Origin of the sequence: Gemmobacter megaterium (genome assembly GCF_900156815.1) — a bacterium.
Classification (GTDB): domain Bacteria; phylum Pseudomonadota; class Alphaproteobacteria; order Rhodobacterales; family Rhodobacteraceae; genus Wagnerdoeblera; species Wagnerdoeblera megaterium.
Genome location: NZ_FTOT01000004.1, coordinates 151,079 through 167,605, shown reverse-complemented (window position 1 = coordinate 167,605; position 16,527 = coordinate 151,079). Strand labels below are relative to the sequence as shown.

Genomic DNA, 16,527 nt, shown 5'->3' with positions numbered 1-16,527 from the left:
ATGCGCTCTGCCCTTGTGATCCTGTCGTTTCTTGCCATGCTGGCCTCGGGGTTCTGGGCCTACCGCGAGAATTACGCGACCAAGGTTGCCCTGCGCGAGGCGCAGCGCCTCGGGGCCGACATTGGCCGGTTGCAAGAGGCGATTGCCGTGCAGCGCGCCGAATGGGCCTATCTGAACCGCCCCGACCGGCTGGCCGAACTGGCATCGGCGAATTTTGACCGGCTGGGGCTGTTGTCCATGTTGCCCGAGCAATTCGCCGAAACCCGTCAGCTGCCCGAACCTGCCGCCGATCCATTGGCGAACGGGCTGGATGGTGTCGCCATCGTTTCCGCCGAAGACGAGGACTTGCTGCCATGAGCCCCCGTGCACCGTTGCGTCCGCTCGCCCGTATTCTCGACGCCCGCGCCAGGGGCGAAAACCCCGATGCCATCGAGGCTGCGAATATCCGCGACCGCAATGCGGCGATGCATGACAAATCGCGTGCCCGCGCCGAAAGCCGGTTGCTGCTGCTGGTGATGGCATTCTGTGCGGCGTTCCTGACCATCGGCATTCGTATGGCGGCGCTTGCAGGGGCCGAACCGGATGAGCCGCGCGCCATCGTCTCGGGCAGCCGCATTCAGGCGCAGCGCGCCGATATCGTCGATCGCAACGGAAATGTCCTTGCGACGAACCTTGTCACCCATGCGCTGTATTCGCATCCGCGTGACATGGTGGACCCGGAGCGCGCCGCGCGCGAACTGGCGCGCATCTTTCCCGACATGGACGAAGACCGGCTGTTGAAGCAGTTCACCGGCAAATCCGCCTTCCTGTGGCTGCGCCGCAAGCTCAGCCCCGAACAGATGCAGGCCGTGCATGACATCGGCGAGCCCGGCCTGTTGTTCGGCCCGCGCGAGATGCGGCTCTATCCGAATGGCAAGCTGGCGGCCCATGTGCTGGGCGGCGCCAGTTTCGGGGCAGAGGGCGTGCATTCCGCCGAGGTGATCGGCGTGGCAGGCATCGAAAAGGCGCTGGACGACCGGCTGCGCAGCCCCGATCAACTGGACCAGCCGCTTCGGTTGTCGCTTGATCTGTCGGTCCAGGCAGCGATTGCCGAGGTGCTGCACACGGGCATGAAGCTGCTCAACGCGCGCGGCGCCGCCTCGATCCTGATGGATGCCCAGACCGGAGAGGTGCTGGCCATGGTCAGCCTGCCGGATTTCGACCCCAACGACCGCCCGCTTCCTCCGACCGCAGGCGATCCGGCCGACAGCCCGATTTTCAACCGGGCGCTTCAGGGGGTCTATGAGCTTGGTTCGGTGATGAAGATCTTTCCGGTCGCCCAGGCGCTGGAGCTTGGGCTGATGAACCCCGACACGATGGTGAACTCGTCCAGCCCCATGCAGCTGGGCCGGTTCCGGGTGCGGGATTACAGGAACTATGGCCCGCAACTGTCTGTCACCGATGTGATTGTCAAATCCTCGAACGTCGGGACAGCGCGGGTGGCGGCGCAGGTCGGGCCGGTGCGCCAACAGGCGTTCCTCAAGGAACTCGGGCTTCTGGACGCGTCGCCGGTGGAACTGATCGAGGCCGCGCGGGCACGCCCGCTGTTGCCGCGCAAATGGTCCGATATCGCGGCGGCCACCATTTCCTATGGGCACGGGATGTCCACCAGCCCGATGCAACTGGCCGCAGCCTATGCCGCCATGGTGAATGGCGGCTACAAGGTGACGCCGACGCTGATCAAGCGCGAGGCGCCACCACCCAGAGGCGCGCCGGTGATCTCCGAGCGCACATCGGCGCAGCTGCGCGACATGCTGCGCAAGGTAGTGGAAAAGGGCACCGCCCGCATGGCCGAGGTGCCCGGCTACCACATCGGCGGCAAGACCGGCACGGCGGACAAGCAAAAGCCGACCGGCGGCTATCACAAGGACAAGGTGATGGCGAACTTTGCCGGTGCCTTTCCGATGAACGATCCGCGCTATGTCATCGTCGTGTCGCTGGACGAGCCGGTGGAAACCAGCGGCACCGAGGCACGCCGCACCGCAGGCTGGACGGCTGTTCCGGTAACGGCGGAAATCCTCCGGCGGGTCGCGCCGCTTCTGGGGTTGCGCCCGGCAGAGGTTGAAGCCCATGTGCCGAGCAAGGTAACAGCGGTGCGCAACTAGCCACGGGGACGGACATGACGGGCGCGGACGGGCGGAGCCTAGCAGACCTTGGACTTTCGGCACGGGCGGGCCGCGATGCGCGGATCACCGGGCTGGCGGTGGACAGTCGGCTGGTCAAGCCGGGACATCTGTTCGCGGCCCTGCCGGGCAGCCGGGTGCATGGCGGTGAATTCATCCAATATGCCCTGCGTATGGGGGCAGGGGCCATCCTGACCGACCCGGCGGGTGCGCGGATCGCTGCGGCAGAGCTGGCCGCCAGCGATGCCGCCCTTGTCGTGGCCGAGGATCCGCGCGAGGCGCTGGCCCTGGCCGCAGCCCTGTGGTTCGGTGCCCAGCCGGAGGTCATGGTCGCTGTCACAGGCACCAACGGCAAGACGTCGGTGGCCACCTTTACCCGCCAGATCTGGCAGGCGCTCGGGCATCCGTCGATCAACATCGGCACCACGGGGATAGAGGGCGACTGGGCAGCCCCCGCCGGGCATACGACGCCCGAGCCGATCACCCTGCACCGGCGGCTGTCCGAGGCGGCCGCGGCAGGCATCACCCATGCGGCGATGGAGGCATCGTCCCATGGACTTGACCAGCGGCGGCTGGATGGTGTGCGTCTGGTCGCTGCGGGCTTCACCAATCTGACGCAGGATCACCTCGACTATCACCACACGATGGACGACTACTTCAACGCCAAGGCTGGCCTGTTCACCCGGCTGTTGCCCGAGGATGCGGCAGCGGTGATCAACATCGACGATGCCTATGGCCAGCGGCTCTATGGTCTTGCACAGGACCGGGGCTGTCCGGTGATGGCGACCGGGTTCGGGGCCGAGGCCGATCTGCGCATCCTGGCGCAGCGCTTCGACGCCACCGGGCAAGAGGTGCGCTTTGCCTGGCTGGACGAACCCCGGCAGGTGCGGCTGAACCTTGTGGGCGGGTTTCAGGCGGCCAATGTCGCCGTGGCCGCCGGGCTGGCCATGGCCGCAGGGGCAGATCCCGACGAGGTGCTGTCGGTGCTGCCGCGCCTGACCACGGTGCGCGGCCGGATGCAGCTTGTGGCAACCCGGCAGAATGGCGCGGCGGTCTATGTCGATTATGCGCATACGCCCGATGCCGTGGCCACGGCGCTGCGGGCCTTGCGCCCGCATGTCATGGGCCGCATCGTTGTCGTGCTGGGCGCCGGGGGCGACCGCGATACATCCAAGCGGCCCCTGATGGGGGCGGCGGCGGCAGAATTTGCCGATGTGGTCATCGTGACCGATGACAATCCGCGCAGCGAGGATCCGGCCGCGATCCGCGCGGCTGTCATGCTGGGCTGCCCCGAGGCCACAGAGGTCGGCGACCGGGCCGAGGCGATCCTGCGCGCGGTCGATGCGCTGTTGCCGGGCGATGCGTTGCTGATCGCGGGCAAGGGCCACGAGACCGGGCAGGAAATCGCCGGTCAGACCTACCCCTTTGACGATGCGGAACAGGCCAGTGTGGCCGTGGCTGCGCTGGATGGCATGATATGACACCGCTCTGGACATCGGCCGAGGCGGCCGCCGCCACCGGCGGGCAGGCGACATGTGACTGGCTGGTCAGCGGCGTGTCCATCGACACCCGCACCCTGCGCCCCGGCGATCTGTTCGTCGCCTTGCAGGCGGCGCGGGATGGCCACGACTTCGTGGCGCAGGCGCTGGCGAACGGGGCAGGCGCCGCGCTGGTGTCGCGCATTCCCCAGGGTGTCGCGCCCGATGCGCCGCTCCTAGTGGTGCCCGACGTTCTGGCGGCGCTTGGCGCCCTTGGCCGGGCGGCGCGTGCGCGTTCCGGGGCGCGGGTCGTCGCCATCACCGGATCGGTCGGCAAGACCTCGACCAAGGAGATGCTGCGCGCCATGCTGGCCGGGCAGGGCCATGTGCATCTGGCCGAGGCCAGCTACAACAACCATTGGGGCGTGCCGCTGACGCTGGCGCGGATGCCGGCCGATACCGGCATCGCCGTGCTGGAAATCGGCATGAACCATCCCGGCGAGATCGAGCCGCTGGCCCGCATGGCCCGCCCGCATGTCGCGTTGATCACCACCGTTGCCCCGGCCCATATGGCAGCCTTTGGCAGTCTGGAGGGGATCGCAGCGGAAAAGGCCGCGATCTGCGCCGGGCTGGAGCCCGGCGGCATTGCCATCCTGCCCGCAGATCTGGAGGTGACACCGATCCTGACGGCGGCGGCGACGGCGGCAGGCGCCGGGATTGTGACCTTCGGCGCCACGCGCAGCGACTGGCACCTGACCGAGACGCGCGTGGTTCAGGATGTCACCGTGAACACCGCAGCTACGCCCATGGGGGCCCTGCTGTACAAGGTTGCCAGCCCAGGCCGCCATTTTGCGATGAATGCACTTGGCGCCCTGGCCACCGCCGTGGCGCTTGGGGTGGATCCGGCCATGGCCGCCGCCGATCTGGGCCGCTGGTCCCCGCCGCAAGGCAGGGGGCAGCGCGAACGTATCGTGCTGGATGCGGTGGACGAGGCCTTGTACTTTGAACTGATCGACGATGCGTTCAACGCCAATCCGGCCTCTGTTGCCGCCAGCCTGGATCTGTTCGCACAGACCCGCCCCCGCCACGGCATCGGACGTATCGAAAAGGGCCGGCGCATCGCCATTCTGGGCGATATGCTGGAACTGGGCCCGGACGAACTCGAAATGCATCGCGCGCTGGCCGATCATCCTGCCATGGCGGCCATCGACCTTGTGCACTGCGTCGGCCCCCGGTCGCAGGCGTTGTGGAACGCGCTGCCGCTGGCCAGGCGGGGCGAATGGCACGCAGAGGCGGCGGCCCTGGTCGAACGCGCGCCGCATCTGGTCGATGCGGGCGATGTCGTGCTCGTGAAGGGGTCGAAATCCATCAAGGTCTCGTTGGTGGTTGACGCGCTCCGCCGTCTGGGGCACGGGCAGCGCGGCGACGACGCGGAAGGTAGCTGATGCTTTATGGATTGACCCAGTTCTCCGAAGGGGGCGACCTCTTCAACCTGTTCCGCTATATCACCTTCCGGGCGGGCGGGGCGTTCTTCACGGCGCTTGTGTTCGGGTTCCTGTTTGGCCGGCCGCTGATCAACTTTCTGCGCCGCAAGCAGAAAAAGGGCCAGCCGATCCGCGACGACGGCCCGGCCAGCCACTTTTCCAAGGCCGGTACGCCCACGATGGGCGGGCTGCTGATCCTGTCGGCGCTGATGGTATCCACGCTGTTGTGGTCGCGGCTCGACAATCCCTATGTCTGGATCGTGCTTGGCGTCACGCTGGCCTTTGGTCTGATCGGTTTTGCCGATGACTATGCCAAGGTCACCAAGATGAACACCAAGGGCGTGTCGGGCCGGGTGCGCATGGGGATCGGCCTTGTGGTTTCCGCGCTGGCCGCAGGTGCCGCCGCCTGGTTCCACCCCGAGGCGCTGTCGGGGCAACTGGCCATGCCGGTGTTCAAGGATGCGCTGATCAACCTGGGCATCCTGTTCGTGCCCTTTGGCATGATCGTCATCGTCGGCGCGGCCAATGCGGTGAACCTGACCGACGGGCTGGACGGGCTGGCCATCATGCCGGTGATGATTGCCGCAGGCACCTTGGGCGCCATTTCCTATGTGGTCGGCAACGCGGTGCTGACCGGCTATCTCGGCGTGCACTTCGTGCCGGGTACCGGCGAATTGCTGATCTTCTGCTCGGCCCTGATCGGCGGGGGCCTTGGGTTCCTGTGGTACAATGCGCCCCCGGCGGCGGTGTTCATGGGCGATACCGGCTCGCTGGCGCTTGGCGGTGCCATCGGGGCGATTGCGGTGTGCACCAAGCACGAAATCGTGCTGGCCATCGTCGGCGGCCTGTTCGTGGTCGAGGCGCTGTCGGTCATCATCCAGGTGCTGTACTACAAGCGCACGGGCAAGCGGGTGTTCCTGATGGCGCCGATCCATCACCACTTCGAAAAGAAGGGATGGGGCGAGGCGCAGATCGTGATCCGGTTCTGGATCATCTCGCTGATCCTTGCGCTGATCGGGCTTGCCACGCTCAAGCTGCGCTGACTGCTGCGGCTTGAATGCCGCACGGCTCCCCTGTAGGACGTGCCAAACCCATTCAGTGGAGCGGCCCATGGCGTCTTATCAGTATGTCTATCACATGGACGGCGTGTCCAAGACCTATGCCGGCGGCAAGAAGGTTTTCGAGAACATCCGCCTGAACTTTCTGCCCGGCGTCAAGATCGGTGTTGTCGGCGTCAACGGTTCGGGGAAATCGACCCTGCTGCGCGTCATGGCCGGGCTCGACAAGGATTTCACCGGCGAGGCCTGGGTCGCCAAGGGCGCGACCGTGGGCTATCTGCCGCAAGAGCCGCAGCTTGACCCCGCGCTGAATGTGCGTGGCAACGTCATGGAAGGGGTCAAGGCCAAGCAGGCCAAGCTGGACCGCTACAACGAACTGGCGATGAACTATTCCGACGAGACCGCCGATGAAATGGCGCGTCTGCAAGACGAGATCGACGCCGAGAACCTGTGGGATCTGGACAGTCAGGTCGATGTGGCCATGGAGGCCCTGCGCTGCCCGCCGGACGAGTCCGATGTCGAAACCCTGTCGGGCGGCGAACGCCGCCGCGTCGCGCTGTGCAAGCTGCTGCTTGAGGCGCCCGACATGCTGCTGCTGGACGAACCGACCAACCACCTTGATGCCGAAACCATCGCCTGGCTGCAAAAGCACCTGATCGAATACAAGGGCACGATCCTGATCGTGACCCACGACCGCTATTTCCTGGACGATATCACCGGCTGGATCCTGGAGCTCGACCGTGGGCGCGGCATTCCCTACGAAGGGAACTATTCCGCCTGGCTGGAACAAAAGGCCAAGCGCCTGTCGCAGGAAGCGCGCGAGGACAAGTCGCGCCAGAAGACGCTGGAACGCGAACTCGAATGGATCCGCGCCGGGGCCAAGGCCCGTCAGGCCAAATCCAAGGCCCGGATCAGCGCCTACGAGGAAATGGCGAACAAGACCGAGCGCGAAAAGATCACCACCGCACAGATCATCATCCCGAACGGCCCCCGTCTGGGCGGCAAAGTCATCGAGATCGAGAATCTGTCCAAGGCCTATGGCGACAAGCTGTTGATCGAGAACCTGACATTCTCGTTGCCGCCGGGGGGCATTGTCGGTGTCATCGGGCCGAACGGGGCCGGCAAGTCCACGCTGTTCAAGATGCTGACCGGCGCCGAAACCCCCGATGCCGGCACGGTGACGATTGGCGATACGGTCAAGCTGGCCTATGTGGACCAGTCGCGCGATGCGCTGGACCCCAACAAGACCGTGTGGGAAGAAATCTCCGAAGGGCTGGAGGTTCTGGAACTGGGCGATGCCACGATGAACAGCCGCGCCTATTGCGGGGCGTTCAACTTCAAGGGCGGCGACCAGCAGAAAAAGGTCGGTCTGCTGTCCGGGGGCGAACGCAACCGCGTCCACATGGCCAAGCTGCTGCGCCGTGGCGGCAACGTCCTGCTGCTGGACGAACCGACCAACGATCTGGACGTCGAAACGCTTCAGGCGCTGGAGGCCGCGCTGGAAGATTTCGCCGGGTGTGCGGTGATCATCAGCCACGACCGCTTTTTCCTCGACCGGCTGTGCACGCATATTCTGGCCTTTGAAGGCGAGGCGCATGTCGAATGGTTCGAAGGCAACTTCGAAGCCTACGAGGAAGACAAGGTTCGTCGCCTTGGCGCGGATTCGATTGAGCCCAAGCGCGTGAAATACAAGAAATTCACCCGCTGAGGCAGGCGAAAACCTGAACAGGTCTGGGGGCGTTCGCGCCCCCTTTTGCTTGGGCAGCCCACCGCGCGCAGGGGCAGGGACGAATTAACCGGACCGCGCGATCCTTGGCCTTCATCAACCATGAGGGCAGGCATGAAAACCGTGCGACAGATTGCCGAAGAAATCGTGGCCCGCGAAGGCGGGTTCGTGAATGACCCTGACGATCCGGGTGGGGCAACAAACCATGGCGTGACCATCCACACCCTGCGGAGGCTGGGGCTGGATCTGAACCGCGATGGCAGGGTCGATGTGGCCGACGTGCGGCAACTGGACCGGGTGCAGGCGGTGGACATCTATATCCGGCACTATTTCGAGGCGCCGGGATTGGGACGGTTGCCCGACTGCCTTCAGGCGCCGGTCTTCGACATGTTCGTGAACGCAGGCAGCAACGCGATTCGCATCTTGCAACAGATGTTGGCCCGCATGGGCTATGAAACGGGGGTGGACGGGGTGCTGGGCCCCCAGACCCTGCGCCACGTTCATCTTGCCGCCGCCCGCGACGCCGCCTTGCTGGCCGATGCCTACGGGATCGAGCGGCGGAACTACTATTACCGCCTTGCCGATGGCCGCCCGGCCAGCCGCAAATATGCCCGGCGGCAGAACGGGTCCAAGGGGGGGTGGATCCTGCGCGCCGAGGAATTCATCTCGCCCCGCTTTCATCTGACCGAGGCCGAGCATCGCCAAAGGGTGGCATCATGGGGCTGATCGGGCGGATCGTGGGGTCTCCGACGGCTGTGGCGACCCTGGGGCAGGCCGCGCGCGAGGTCGCGGAGGTCTTTACCCCGAACGCCACCCGCGCGCTGGATCTGTCACATCAGAGCGGACAGGCGGCGCTGGCGCAGCATGGCGCGGAATTCGTTCATGCGCCATCGAACTGGTTCGACCGCGGCGTCAACGGGCTGAACCGTTTGCCCCGGCCCATGCTGGCCTTGGGCACATTGGGCCTGTTCGTCTATGCGATGGTGGAGCCTGAGGGCTTTGGTCAGCGAATGCAGGGCCTTGCACTGGTGCCAGAGCCGCTGTGGTGGCTGCTGGGGGCGATTGTCGCCTTTTACTTCGGGGCGCGGGAAACCCATTACCGCCGGGTGCGCAGCCTGGGGGGCGCGGAACCGCCCGCAGAGCCGACGATGCAGGCACCGGGCGAGGCGGATAGCGCAAATCCGGCACTGGCCCAATGGATGCATCGGGGGGGCGAGCGATAGCGCCGCATGGACTTTGCCACCGGGTGGGCCCATATCTTGGGCATGGACCGGGATTATGATGTGATCATTGCAGGCGGGGGGCTCAACGGCCCGGCGCTTGCGCTTGCGCTGGCGCAGGGCGGCTTGCGTGTGCTGGTGGTGGATGCGCGCCCTGCCAGCGCGCGTGCCTCCGAAGGGTTCGACGGGCGGGCCTATGCGCTGGCGCTGGCCTCGCAGCGGCTGCTGTCCGCGCTTGGTGTCTGGCCGGCAGTTGCCGCGCTTGCCCAGCCGATTCTGGGGATCCGCACCTCTGATGGTGTGCCGCCCGAAGGGGCGGCGCCCTTTCTGCTGGGCTTTGACCATGGCGAGTTGGACGAGGGTGCCATGGGCTTCATGGTCGAGGACCGGCACCTTTATGCCGCCTTCCTTGCGGTGCTGGAGGCTGCACCGGGCGTGACCCTGCGCAGCGGCGATTCGGTGGTTGGCCAGCGCGTGGATGGCGCGCAGGTGACGGTGGCGCTGGCGTCGGGGCAAGTGCTGCGGGCCGCGCTGCTGGTCGGCTGCGACGGGCGCACCAGTGGGGTGGCGCAGCGTGCGGGCATCCGCCGTCACGGCTGGGGCTATGGCCAGACCGCGTTGGTCGGGGCGATTCGCCCTGAACATCCGCATCAGGGCCTGGCGCATCAGGTCTTTTTGCCCGAAGGACCGTTGGCCATCCTGCCATTGCGCGGCGGGCTGGCCTCGATCGTCTGGTCCGAGAGCGAGGCGAACGCCCGCACCATCGCCGCGATGGGCGACGAGGAATATCGCGTGCTGCTGGAATCGCGCATCGGCCATCTGACCGGGCATCTGGACCTGGCGGGGCCGCGATTCTCTTACCCGCTGACCCTGACGCTGGCGGATCGCTATGCCGCCCCGCGCATCGCATTGGTGGGCGATGCGGCGCATGGTGTGCATCCGATTGCGGGGCAGGGGCTGAACCTGGGCCTGCGCGATGTGGCCGCTTTGGCAGAAGTGCTGGCCGAGGCGCGCGCGCGGGGCGAGGATATCGGGGCGGTGGATGTTCTGGAACGCTATCAACTGTGGCGCCGGTTCGATTCGACTGTGCTTGCCCTGGGGATGGATGCGGTCAACCGGCTGTTTTCCAACACGAATCCGTTCTTGCGGGCAGTGCGTGGTCTGGGAATGCGCGCAGTGGCGGCGATGCCTGGCCCGCGCCGCAGCTTTATCCGCGAGGCAGCGGGGCTGTCGGGAACCCTGCCGAAATTGCTAAGCGGGCAGCGGCTGTAACCACATCGGTTGAGGCCGGAAAAACCAAAGGCCCGCCAGTGGCGGGCCGTATTGGGGCGTATCCGGGGTGTATCAGCCGCCCCAGGTACGGACCGGGCCGCAATCCATATGCACGAAGTTCGACCGGGAATAGCGCCCGACACCGCCCGAGGCGCAGGCTTCTGCCGCGCGGGCCATCTGGCTGACCGACCGCGACTTCAGCCGCAGATCCGCCGCCTGGCCCTGCATGTGCAGCGAATTGCGCGCCACGCCACGGGTGTTGGAACGCAGCGCCGAATTGGTCTGCGGCGACCGATAGCCCGACAGCAGCATATACGGCTCCGACACATCCATCATGCGATGGGCCGCTGCCATGATATCCAAGGTGCGCGCGTCGATCCGATGGACCGTCCCGGTGCGAACATCGCGCATGAAGTGGTTGATTTCCTTGAGGGATTCGGCAACGTACTTGCCGTCGATCCAGTAGATCGTATCAAGGCTTTCGCCCGTGCGGCCCGAGTACATCCGAACACGGCGAATGTCCCCGGCCCCGCGCAGGAACCCGAATGCGTTGCTGTAGGTGGGAGCCGCTGCCACGATGCCAGCCGCGAAGATCCCGAGCAGCCTGCGCCGCGAGAGATCGGTCGATCCGGTTTGAGTCATTCTTGCTCGCCTGTCCCCAGTAGACTGTCCGCGTGGCAGAGCCGCGGTTGGTCCAACGTTCGTCTCGTCGTGCATCCCCAAATGCCCAGACTGTATGGCACGGTTCGATTCGGCAACCAACCCTTCTGGTGGCCACTGTTTCGCAAGTTCCGTCATATCGGCGAATTATTGCTGAATTGCTGACGTCAAGGGCAGGATTTCTGCCCGACTTCGTGGCAACGCGGCAACAAGACGGGGAAGGGAGGTGCGCATGACCGCGCGGCGGCGATGGACTCTGGCGGGTATTCTGCGCAATTTGCCAACATGGGCCGGGGTTTGGGAACGGACCTGCCAGTACGTCGTGCCATTGTCCGGGGGTCATCATGCAATCCTTCTTTCCAGCCCGTTTGCGCCGCCATCTGTTCGTGGCCTCTGGCGTGGCATTCGTGGCTTTGGCGGGGGCGGTCGCAGCACAGCCGACGGGTGGCCTTGCATCGGGCGGCGCGGCGTTGGTGATGAAATCGGCGCTGCCACATCTGAACGGGTTTCGTCAGGCGCTGGCAGCGGCGGCGGCCGAGGATGCGCCGGTTGCGGCCTTCTTCCGTGATCGGGGCTACGAGGCTTTCTGGACCGCAACCGATGCCGAGGCAGAGGTGCGCCGGGCCGCGCTGCTGGCCGCGCTGGAGACGGCGCCTGCTCATGCGCTGCCGGTGGCGCGCTATGATGCCGCGGCGTTGCGGCGCGCGTTCCGCGACCTGCGCTCCGAAGGGGATCGCGGGCGGCTGGAGGTGCGGCTGACCCGCGCGCTGCTGGATTTCGCGCGCGATCTGCAAACCGGGGTGATTGACCCCAAGCGGGTGGATGCGGGGATCGTGCGCGACGTGCCCCGTCATGCGCCCGAGGACATCCTGCAAGGCTTTGTCACCGATGCAGCGGCCTATCTGCGCAGCCTGCCGCCGCAGAACCCGGAATATGCCCGTCTGGCCAAGGCCCGTCACCGGATGCTGGCACAGATGGCGGCGGGGGGCTGGGGCCCGCAAGTGCCTGCAAAGACGCTGAAACCCGGCGCGACGGGGGCTGCCGTCGTTGCCCTGCGCGACCGGCTGGTCGCGATGGGCTATCTGGCGCGCAGTGCCACGATGACCTACGGCCCGGAGATTCAGGCCGCGGTGCGCGCCTTGCAGTTCGATCACGGGCTGACCGCCGATGGTGTGGCGGGTGAAACGACCATGGCGGCCATCAACGCCGATCCGCAGCAGCGGCTTGCCGCCGTCACCGTGGCGATGGAACGCGAGCGTTGGGCGAATATCGAACGCGGCAAGCGCCATATCTGGGTGAACCTGACCGATTTTACCGCCAAGATCATCGACGATGGCAAGGTCACATTCTCGACCCGTGCGGTGATCGGATCGACGATGACCGACAAGCGCACGCCCGAGTTCAGCCATATGATGACCTATATGGAGATCAACCCGGACTGGACGGTTCCGCCCGGCATCATCCGGCGCGACTATCTGCCGAAATTGCAGGCCAATCCGGGGGCGCTGTCGCATTTGCAGGTGGTCGATTCGCGTGGCCGTGTCGTGCCGCGCAGCGCCATCAACTTTGCCGCCTATTCGGCACGCAACTTTCCGTTCAACCTGCGCCAGCCGCCGGGCGCGTCGAATGCCCTGGGCCGGGTGAAGTTCATGTTCCCCAACCCCTGGTCGATCTATCTGCACGATACGCCTGACAAGCATCTGTTCGCGCGGGACAATCGGGCCTACTCCTCTGGTTGCGTGCGGTTGAACGACCCGTTCGATTTTGCCTATGCGCTGCTGGCACCGCAGGAAGCCGATCCCAAGACGGCCTTTCACAAGGTGCTGGATTCGGGCCGGCAGGAGCGTATCGTTCTGACGCCTCCGGTCCCGGTGCATCTGGATTACCGCACCGCCTTTACCGATGCGCGCGGGCGGTTGCAGTTCAGGGCCGATATCTATGGCCGTGATGCCTTGATCCATGCCGCCCTAGTCCGGGCCGGGGTGGATGGCTGAGTGAGGCCCCCTCCACGCCTTGTGCTGGACGCTTGCGTGCTGTTTCCGACGGTTCAGCGCGAATTGCTGGCAGGTGCCGCGCAGGCGGGGTTGTATCAACCGCTGTGGACCGCACGCATTCTCGAAGAATGGGCGCGCGCGGTGCGCAAGCTGGGTCCGGGCGCCGAGGATGTCGCGCGCGCCGAGATCGCGCTGTTGCGGATTGCCTTTCCGCGCGCCGAAGTCCCGGAGGCGCCACATGTGGCCCGGCGCCTGCATCTGCCGGACGAGAACGACCTGCATGTTCTGGCTGCTGCGATTGCTGCCGGGGCAGATGGCATTGTCACGGTGAATGCGGCGGATTTTCCGCGTGGCACTCTTGCCGCCGAAGGGCTGGAACGCCGCGATCCCGACGGTCTGCTGTGGCAGTTCGCCTCGCAGGCGCCCGAGGTCATGGCGCAGGTGGCCGAAGCGGTGCGCGCCAAGGCCGAGGCGATTTCCGGTCAGCCCCAGCCGCTTAAGGCGTTGCTGAAACGGGCGCGGCTGGGCCGACTGGCGCGGTTGCTGGGCTAGACGGCGGCAGGCCGGCCCGGCCGGTGCACCAAACTCTGTCTGGTCAGGATGCGCACGGCTCTTTCCCCGCCCGGCGGCAATCGCTACAACTTCGCCGAAACTGCTGGAGAGGCCCATGCCAGAGCCCGTGTCGATGACTGCATTTGCCACCCGTCGCGGACAGGGCGAGGGGCGGCTTGCCTTGTGTTCGTGGGTCTGGGAGATACGGTCCGTCAACGGCAAGGGGCTGGATGTGCGTCTGCGCCTGCCCGACGGGATCGAGGGGCTGGAGGCGGCCGTGCGGTCCGAGCTTACCCGGCGGCTGACGCGCGGCAATGTCACCGTGGGCCTTCGCCTGACCAGGGGCGCCGGTGGCGAGGGGCTGCGGATCAATGCCGGAATGTTGTCTGCCGCGCTGGCGGCCCTGGCCGAGGTGCAGGAGGCTGCCGCGCTCGCCGGGGTGGCGCTGGATCACCCGACGACCGCCGAAGTGCTGGCCATCCGTGGCGTGACAGAGGCCGTCAGCGCCGAGGATACCGACACCTCTGCCCTGCTGGCGGCGTTGATGGCCGATTTTTCTGTGGTGTTTTCGGCGTTCGAGGCGATGAGACGCACCGAAGGCGCGGCGCTGGCCACCGTTATGGCCGATCAGATCGACGGTATCGCCACCCTGACCGCTGCGGCCCGCGCCGCCGCCGAGGCCCGCCGCCCCAAAGCCGCCGAGGCGCTGACCGAGGCGATGGCCCGCATCGCTGGCGCGGTCGAGGCCGACCCGGCCCGCGTGGCGCAGGAATTGGCGATCCTGGCGGTCAAGGCGGATGTGATCGAGGAGATCGACCGCCTGACCGCCCATATCGCGGCCGCCCGCGCGCTATTGGCCCAAGGCGGGCCGGTGGGGCGCAAGTTCGATTTCCTCGCGCAGGAATTCAACCGCGAGGCCAATACCCTGTGCTCGAAATCCGGCGATATCGCCCTGACGCGGATCGGGCTCGACCTCAAACACCTGATCGACCAGATGCGCGAGCAGGTCCAGAATCTGGAGTGACCCATGGCCCGGCGCGGTCTTTTGCTGATCTTGTCCTCGCCTTCGGGGGCGGGAAAATCCACCCTTGCGCGGCGTCTGATGGACTGGGATCCGACGATCCGGTTTTCCGTGTCGGCCACCACGCGAAACCCCCGGCCCGGCGAACAGGACGGGATTCATTACCACTTTCACAGCCATGACTCGTTCCGCGCTTTGGCAGAAGGCGGCGAGATGCTGGAACATGCCGAGGTCTTTGGCAATTTCTACGGCAGCCCGCGCGCCCCTGTCGAACAGGCCATGCGCGAGGGGCGGGACACGCTGTTCGATGTCGATTGGCAGGGCGGACAGCAGATCCGCAACTCGGCGCTGGGGTCCGAGGTGGTGTCGGTCTTTATCCTGCCGCCGTCGATTGCCGAACTCGACGCACGTTTGCGCGGCAGGGCGCAGGACAGTGACGAGGTGATCGCGGGCCGCATGGCCAAGTCGCAATCGGAAATCAGCCATTGGGCGGAATATGATTATGTGCTGGTCAACCGCGATCTTGACCAGACGGCGCAAGACCTGATCACCATCATCCGCGCGGAACGCCTGCGCCGTGCCCGTCAACCTGATCTGGTCGGGTTCGTGCGCGATCTGGATGCCGAATTCGCGCAGCGCGCCTGACCCTGGGGAGAACCGGATGATCTATGCACTCGACGGCCACGCACCGCAGCTTGATACCGATAGCTGGATAGCCCCCGGTGCCCATGTCATCGGCAAGGTCGTGCTGGAGGCCGGCGCCAGCGTCTGGTTCGGCGCCGTGCTGCGCGGTGACAACGAGGAAATCCGTATCGGCTGCGGCTCGAATGTGCAGGAAAACTGCGTCTTTCACACCGACATCGGTTATCCGCTGACCGTCGGGACGAATTGCACCATCGGGCACAAGGCGATGCTGCATGGCTGCACCATCGGGGACGGCAGCCTGATCGGCATGGGGGCCACCATCCTGAACGGTGCGCGCATCGGCAAGGGCTGTCTGATCGGTGCCGGGGCGCTGATCACCGAAGGCAAGGAAATTCCGGACGGCAGCCTTGTGATGGGGGCGCCCGGCAAGGTGGTGCGGGCGCTGGACTTCGATGCGCAGGCCCGGCTGATCAAATCCGCCGAAAGCTATCAGGCCAACATGCGCCGGTTCCGCACCGGACTGACACCACTCTAGGCGCCGGCGGTTGCCTGCGCGCGCGGTGGCCCGGCCTGCTGCGGGTGTCAGGCGATGGCCGGGTTTGCCACCCTGTCATAGAGCGCGAGATCCTCGGCCATCACACCGCGCAGACGCGCGAGCGTTTCGGGGCGCAGGGCCAGATCGGCCTCTGGCGAGACATTCAGCCGGGGCAGGATGATCTCGCAGTTCAGCCGCTCTTCGAGGAAATCGACAAAGGTGCCGATGTCTTCGTAGCGGAAAATCCGGTCAACCGGGGGTTTTCCGGGCGGGGTCAGGAAACGGGACTGCGCGCCGACATTGGCAAAGCCGGGCTGCGGCCGCTCGCAATAGGCATTGGCGAAATCGTCAAAGCTCATGTCGCGGGTCGAGGCGTTCTGATCCAGCAGATCCTCGCGCCGGCGAAAGCGATACCAACTGCCCAGCCAGTCGATCGGTTCGCGCATCAGGGCCACGGTCGTGAATTCCTCGCCCGAGGCGACCTTGAGATACGGGCCGATGAAACGGTGGAACCGCTGCACGGTGGTGTGCTTGAGCACCGGCGGCCGCTGCACCGAGACAGCCGCCAGCGGCTCCAGCGCGGCAGCCAATGCGGTGGACCCGGTCTTGGGCGTGGCCAGAAACACCAATCGCTGATCCCAGAATACAAGCATCCGCCCCTCCTTTTCTGAAGACGGTTTAGCGGGCGGGCAAAGAGCCGTAAACCTTCCCTTAAGCAAT

The 16,527-nt window shown here is 65.9% G+C and carries 16 protein-coding genes; 14 read left to right on the top strand and 2 right to left on the bottom strand.

Annotation, left to right across the window (positions count from 1 at the left end; all coding sequences use genetic code 11):
- From ftsL to BW970_RS11425, 9 genes are all read left to right on the top strand, one after another.
- A complete protein-coding gene (ftsL, locus tag BW970_RS11465) occupies positions 1–357 on the top strand; it encodes a cell division protein FtsL (RefSeq protein WP_076531395.1) in 357 nt (118 codons plus the stop codon).
- Positions 354–2,144, top strand: coding sequence for a peptidoglycan D,D-transpeptidase FtsI family protein (locus BW970_RS11460; RefSeq protein WP_076531393.1), 1,791 nt, complete (start codon positions 354–356; stop codon positions 2,142–2,144). Before ftsL ends, BW970_RS11460 begins: the two co-directional genes overlap by 4 nt.
- A 14-nt stretch (positions 2,145–2,158) precedes the next feature.
- On the top strand, positions 2,159–3,643 hold the full coding sequence (locus tag BW970_RS11455) for a UDP-N-acetylmuramoyl-L-alanyl-D-glutamate--2,6-diaminopimelate ligase (RefSeq protein WP_076531391.1): 1,485 nt from the start codon (positions 2,159–2,161) through the stop codon (positions 3,641–3,643).
- Positions 3,640–5,085, top strand: coding sequence for a UDP-N-acetylmuramoyl-tripeptide--D-alanyl-D-alanine ligase (locus BW970_RS11450; protein ID WP_076531389.1), 1,446 nt, complete (start codon positions 3,640–3,642; stop codon positions 5,083–5,085). Before BW970_RS11455 ends, BW970_RS11450 begins: the two co-directional genes overlap by 4 nt.
- Positions 5,085–6,167: a phospho-N-acetylmuramoyl-pentapeptide-transferase gene (gene mraY / locus BW970_RS11445; RefSeq protein ID WP_076531387.1), complete on the top strand. Its 1,083-nt coding sequence runs from the start codon at positions 5,085–5,087 to the stop codon at positions 6,165–6,167. The genes BW970_RS11450 and mraY overlap by 1 nt, the downstream gene beginning before the upstream one ends.
- A gap of 67 nt (positions 6,168–6,234) precedes the next feature.
- Positions 6,235–7,890: an energy-dependent translational throttle protein EttA gene (gene ettA, locus BW970_RS11440; protein ID WP_076531386.1), complete on the top strand. Its 1,656-nt coding sequence runs from the start codon at positions 6,235–6,237 to the stop codon at positions 7,888–7,890.
- 132 nt (positions 7,891–8,022) lie between these two features.
- Entirely contained in the window at positions 8,023–8,634 is a 612-nt protein-coding gene (locus BW970_RS11435; RefSeq protein WP_076531384.1) for a holin-associated N-acetylmuramidase, read from the top strand.
- Positions 8,625–9,131, top strand: a complete 507-nt coding sequence (locus BW970_RS11430; RefSeq protein ID WP_076531383.1) for a holin family protein — start codon at positions 8,625–8,627, stop codon at positions 9,129–9,131. The genes BW970_RS11435 and BW970_RS11430 overlap by 10 nt, the downstream gene beginning before the upstream one ends.
- A 42-nt stretch (positions 9,132–9,173) precedes the next feature.
- Positions 9,174–10,400, top strand: coding sequence for a UbiH/UbiF/VisC/COQ6 family ubiquinone biosynthesis hydroxylase (locus tag BW970_RS11425; protein WP_076531713.1), 1,227 nt, complete (start codon positions 9,174–9,176; stop codon positions 10,398–10,400).
- 72 nt (positions 10,401–10,472) lie between these two features.
- Here the strand turns inward: BW970_RS11425 and BW970_RS11420 are convergent, their stop codons facing one another.
- Positions 10,473–11,042, bottom strand: coding sequence for a peptidoglycan L,D-endopeptidase MepK (locus BW970_RS11420; RefSeq protein ID WP_076531381.1), 570 nt, complete (start codon positions 11,040–11,042; stop codon positions 10,473–10,475).
- 362 nt (positions 11,043–11,404) lie between these two features.
- Here BW970_RS11420 and BW970_RS11415 point away from each other — a divergent pair, with 362 nt between their 5' ends.
- From BW970_RS11415 to BW970_RS11395, 5 genes are all read left to right on the top strand, one after another.
- Positions 11,405–13,054 (top strand): L,D-transpeptidase family protein, encoded by a 1,650-nt coding sequence (locus tag BW970_RS11415; protein ID WP_083701236.1) that lies wholly within the window; start codon positions 11,405–11,407, stop codon positions 13,052–13,054.
- A complete protein-coding gene (locus BW970_RS11410) occupies positions 13,055–13,606 on the top strand; it encodes an RSP_2648 family PIN domain-containing protein (protein WP_076531380.1) in 552 nt (183 codons plus the stop codon).
- 115 nt (positions 13,607–13,721) lie between these two features.
- Entirely contained in the window at positions 13,722–14,630 is a 909-nt protein-coding gene (locus tag BW970_RS11405) for a YicC/YloC family endoribonuclease (protein ID WP_076531377.1), read from the top strand.
- Positions 14,631–14,633: 3 nt separating this feature from the next.
- Positions 14,634–15,272, top strand: coding sequence for a guanylate kinase (gmk, locus tag BW970_RS11400; protein WP_076531376.1), 639 nt, complete (start codon positions 14,634–14,636; stop codon positions 15,270–15,272).
- 16 nt (positions 15,273–15,288) lie between these two features.
- Complete coding sequence (locus BW970_RS11395; protein ID WP_076531709.1) at positions 15,289–15,807, top strand: gamma carbonic anhydrase family protein; 519 nt, start codon at positions 15,289–15,291, stop codon at positions 15,805–15,807.
- A gap of 47 nt (positions 15,808–15,854) precedes the next feature.
- Here BW970_RS11395 and BW970_RS11390 read toward each other — a convergent pair whose 3' ends face one another.
- Positions 15,855–16,460 (bottom strand): sulfotransferase family 2 domain-containing protein, encoded by a 606-nt coding sequence (locus BW970_RS11390; RefSeq protein ID WP_076531374.1) that lies wholly within the window; start codon positions 16,458–16,460, stop codon positions 15,855–15,857.
- Between the last annotated feature and the right edge of the window lie 67 nt (positions 16,461–16,527).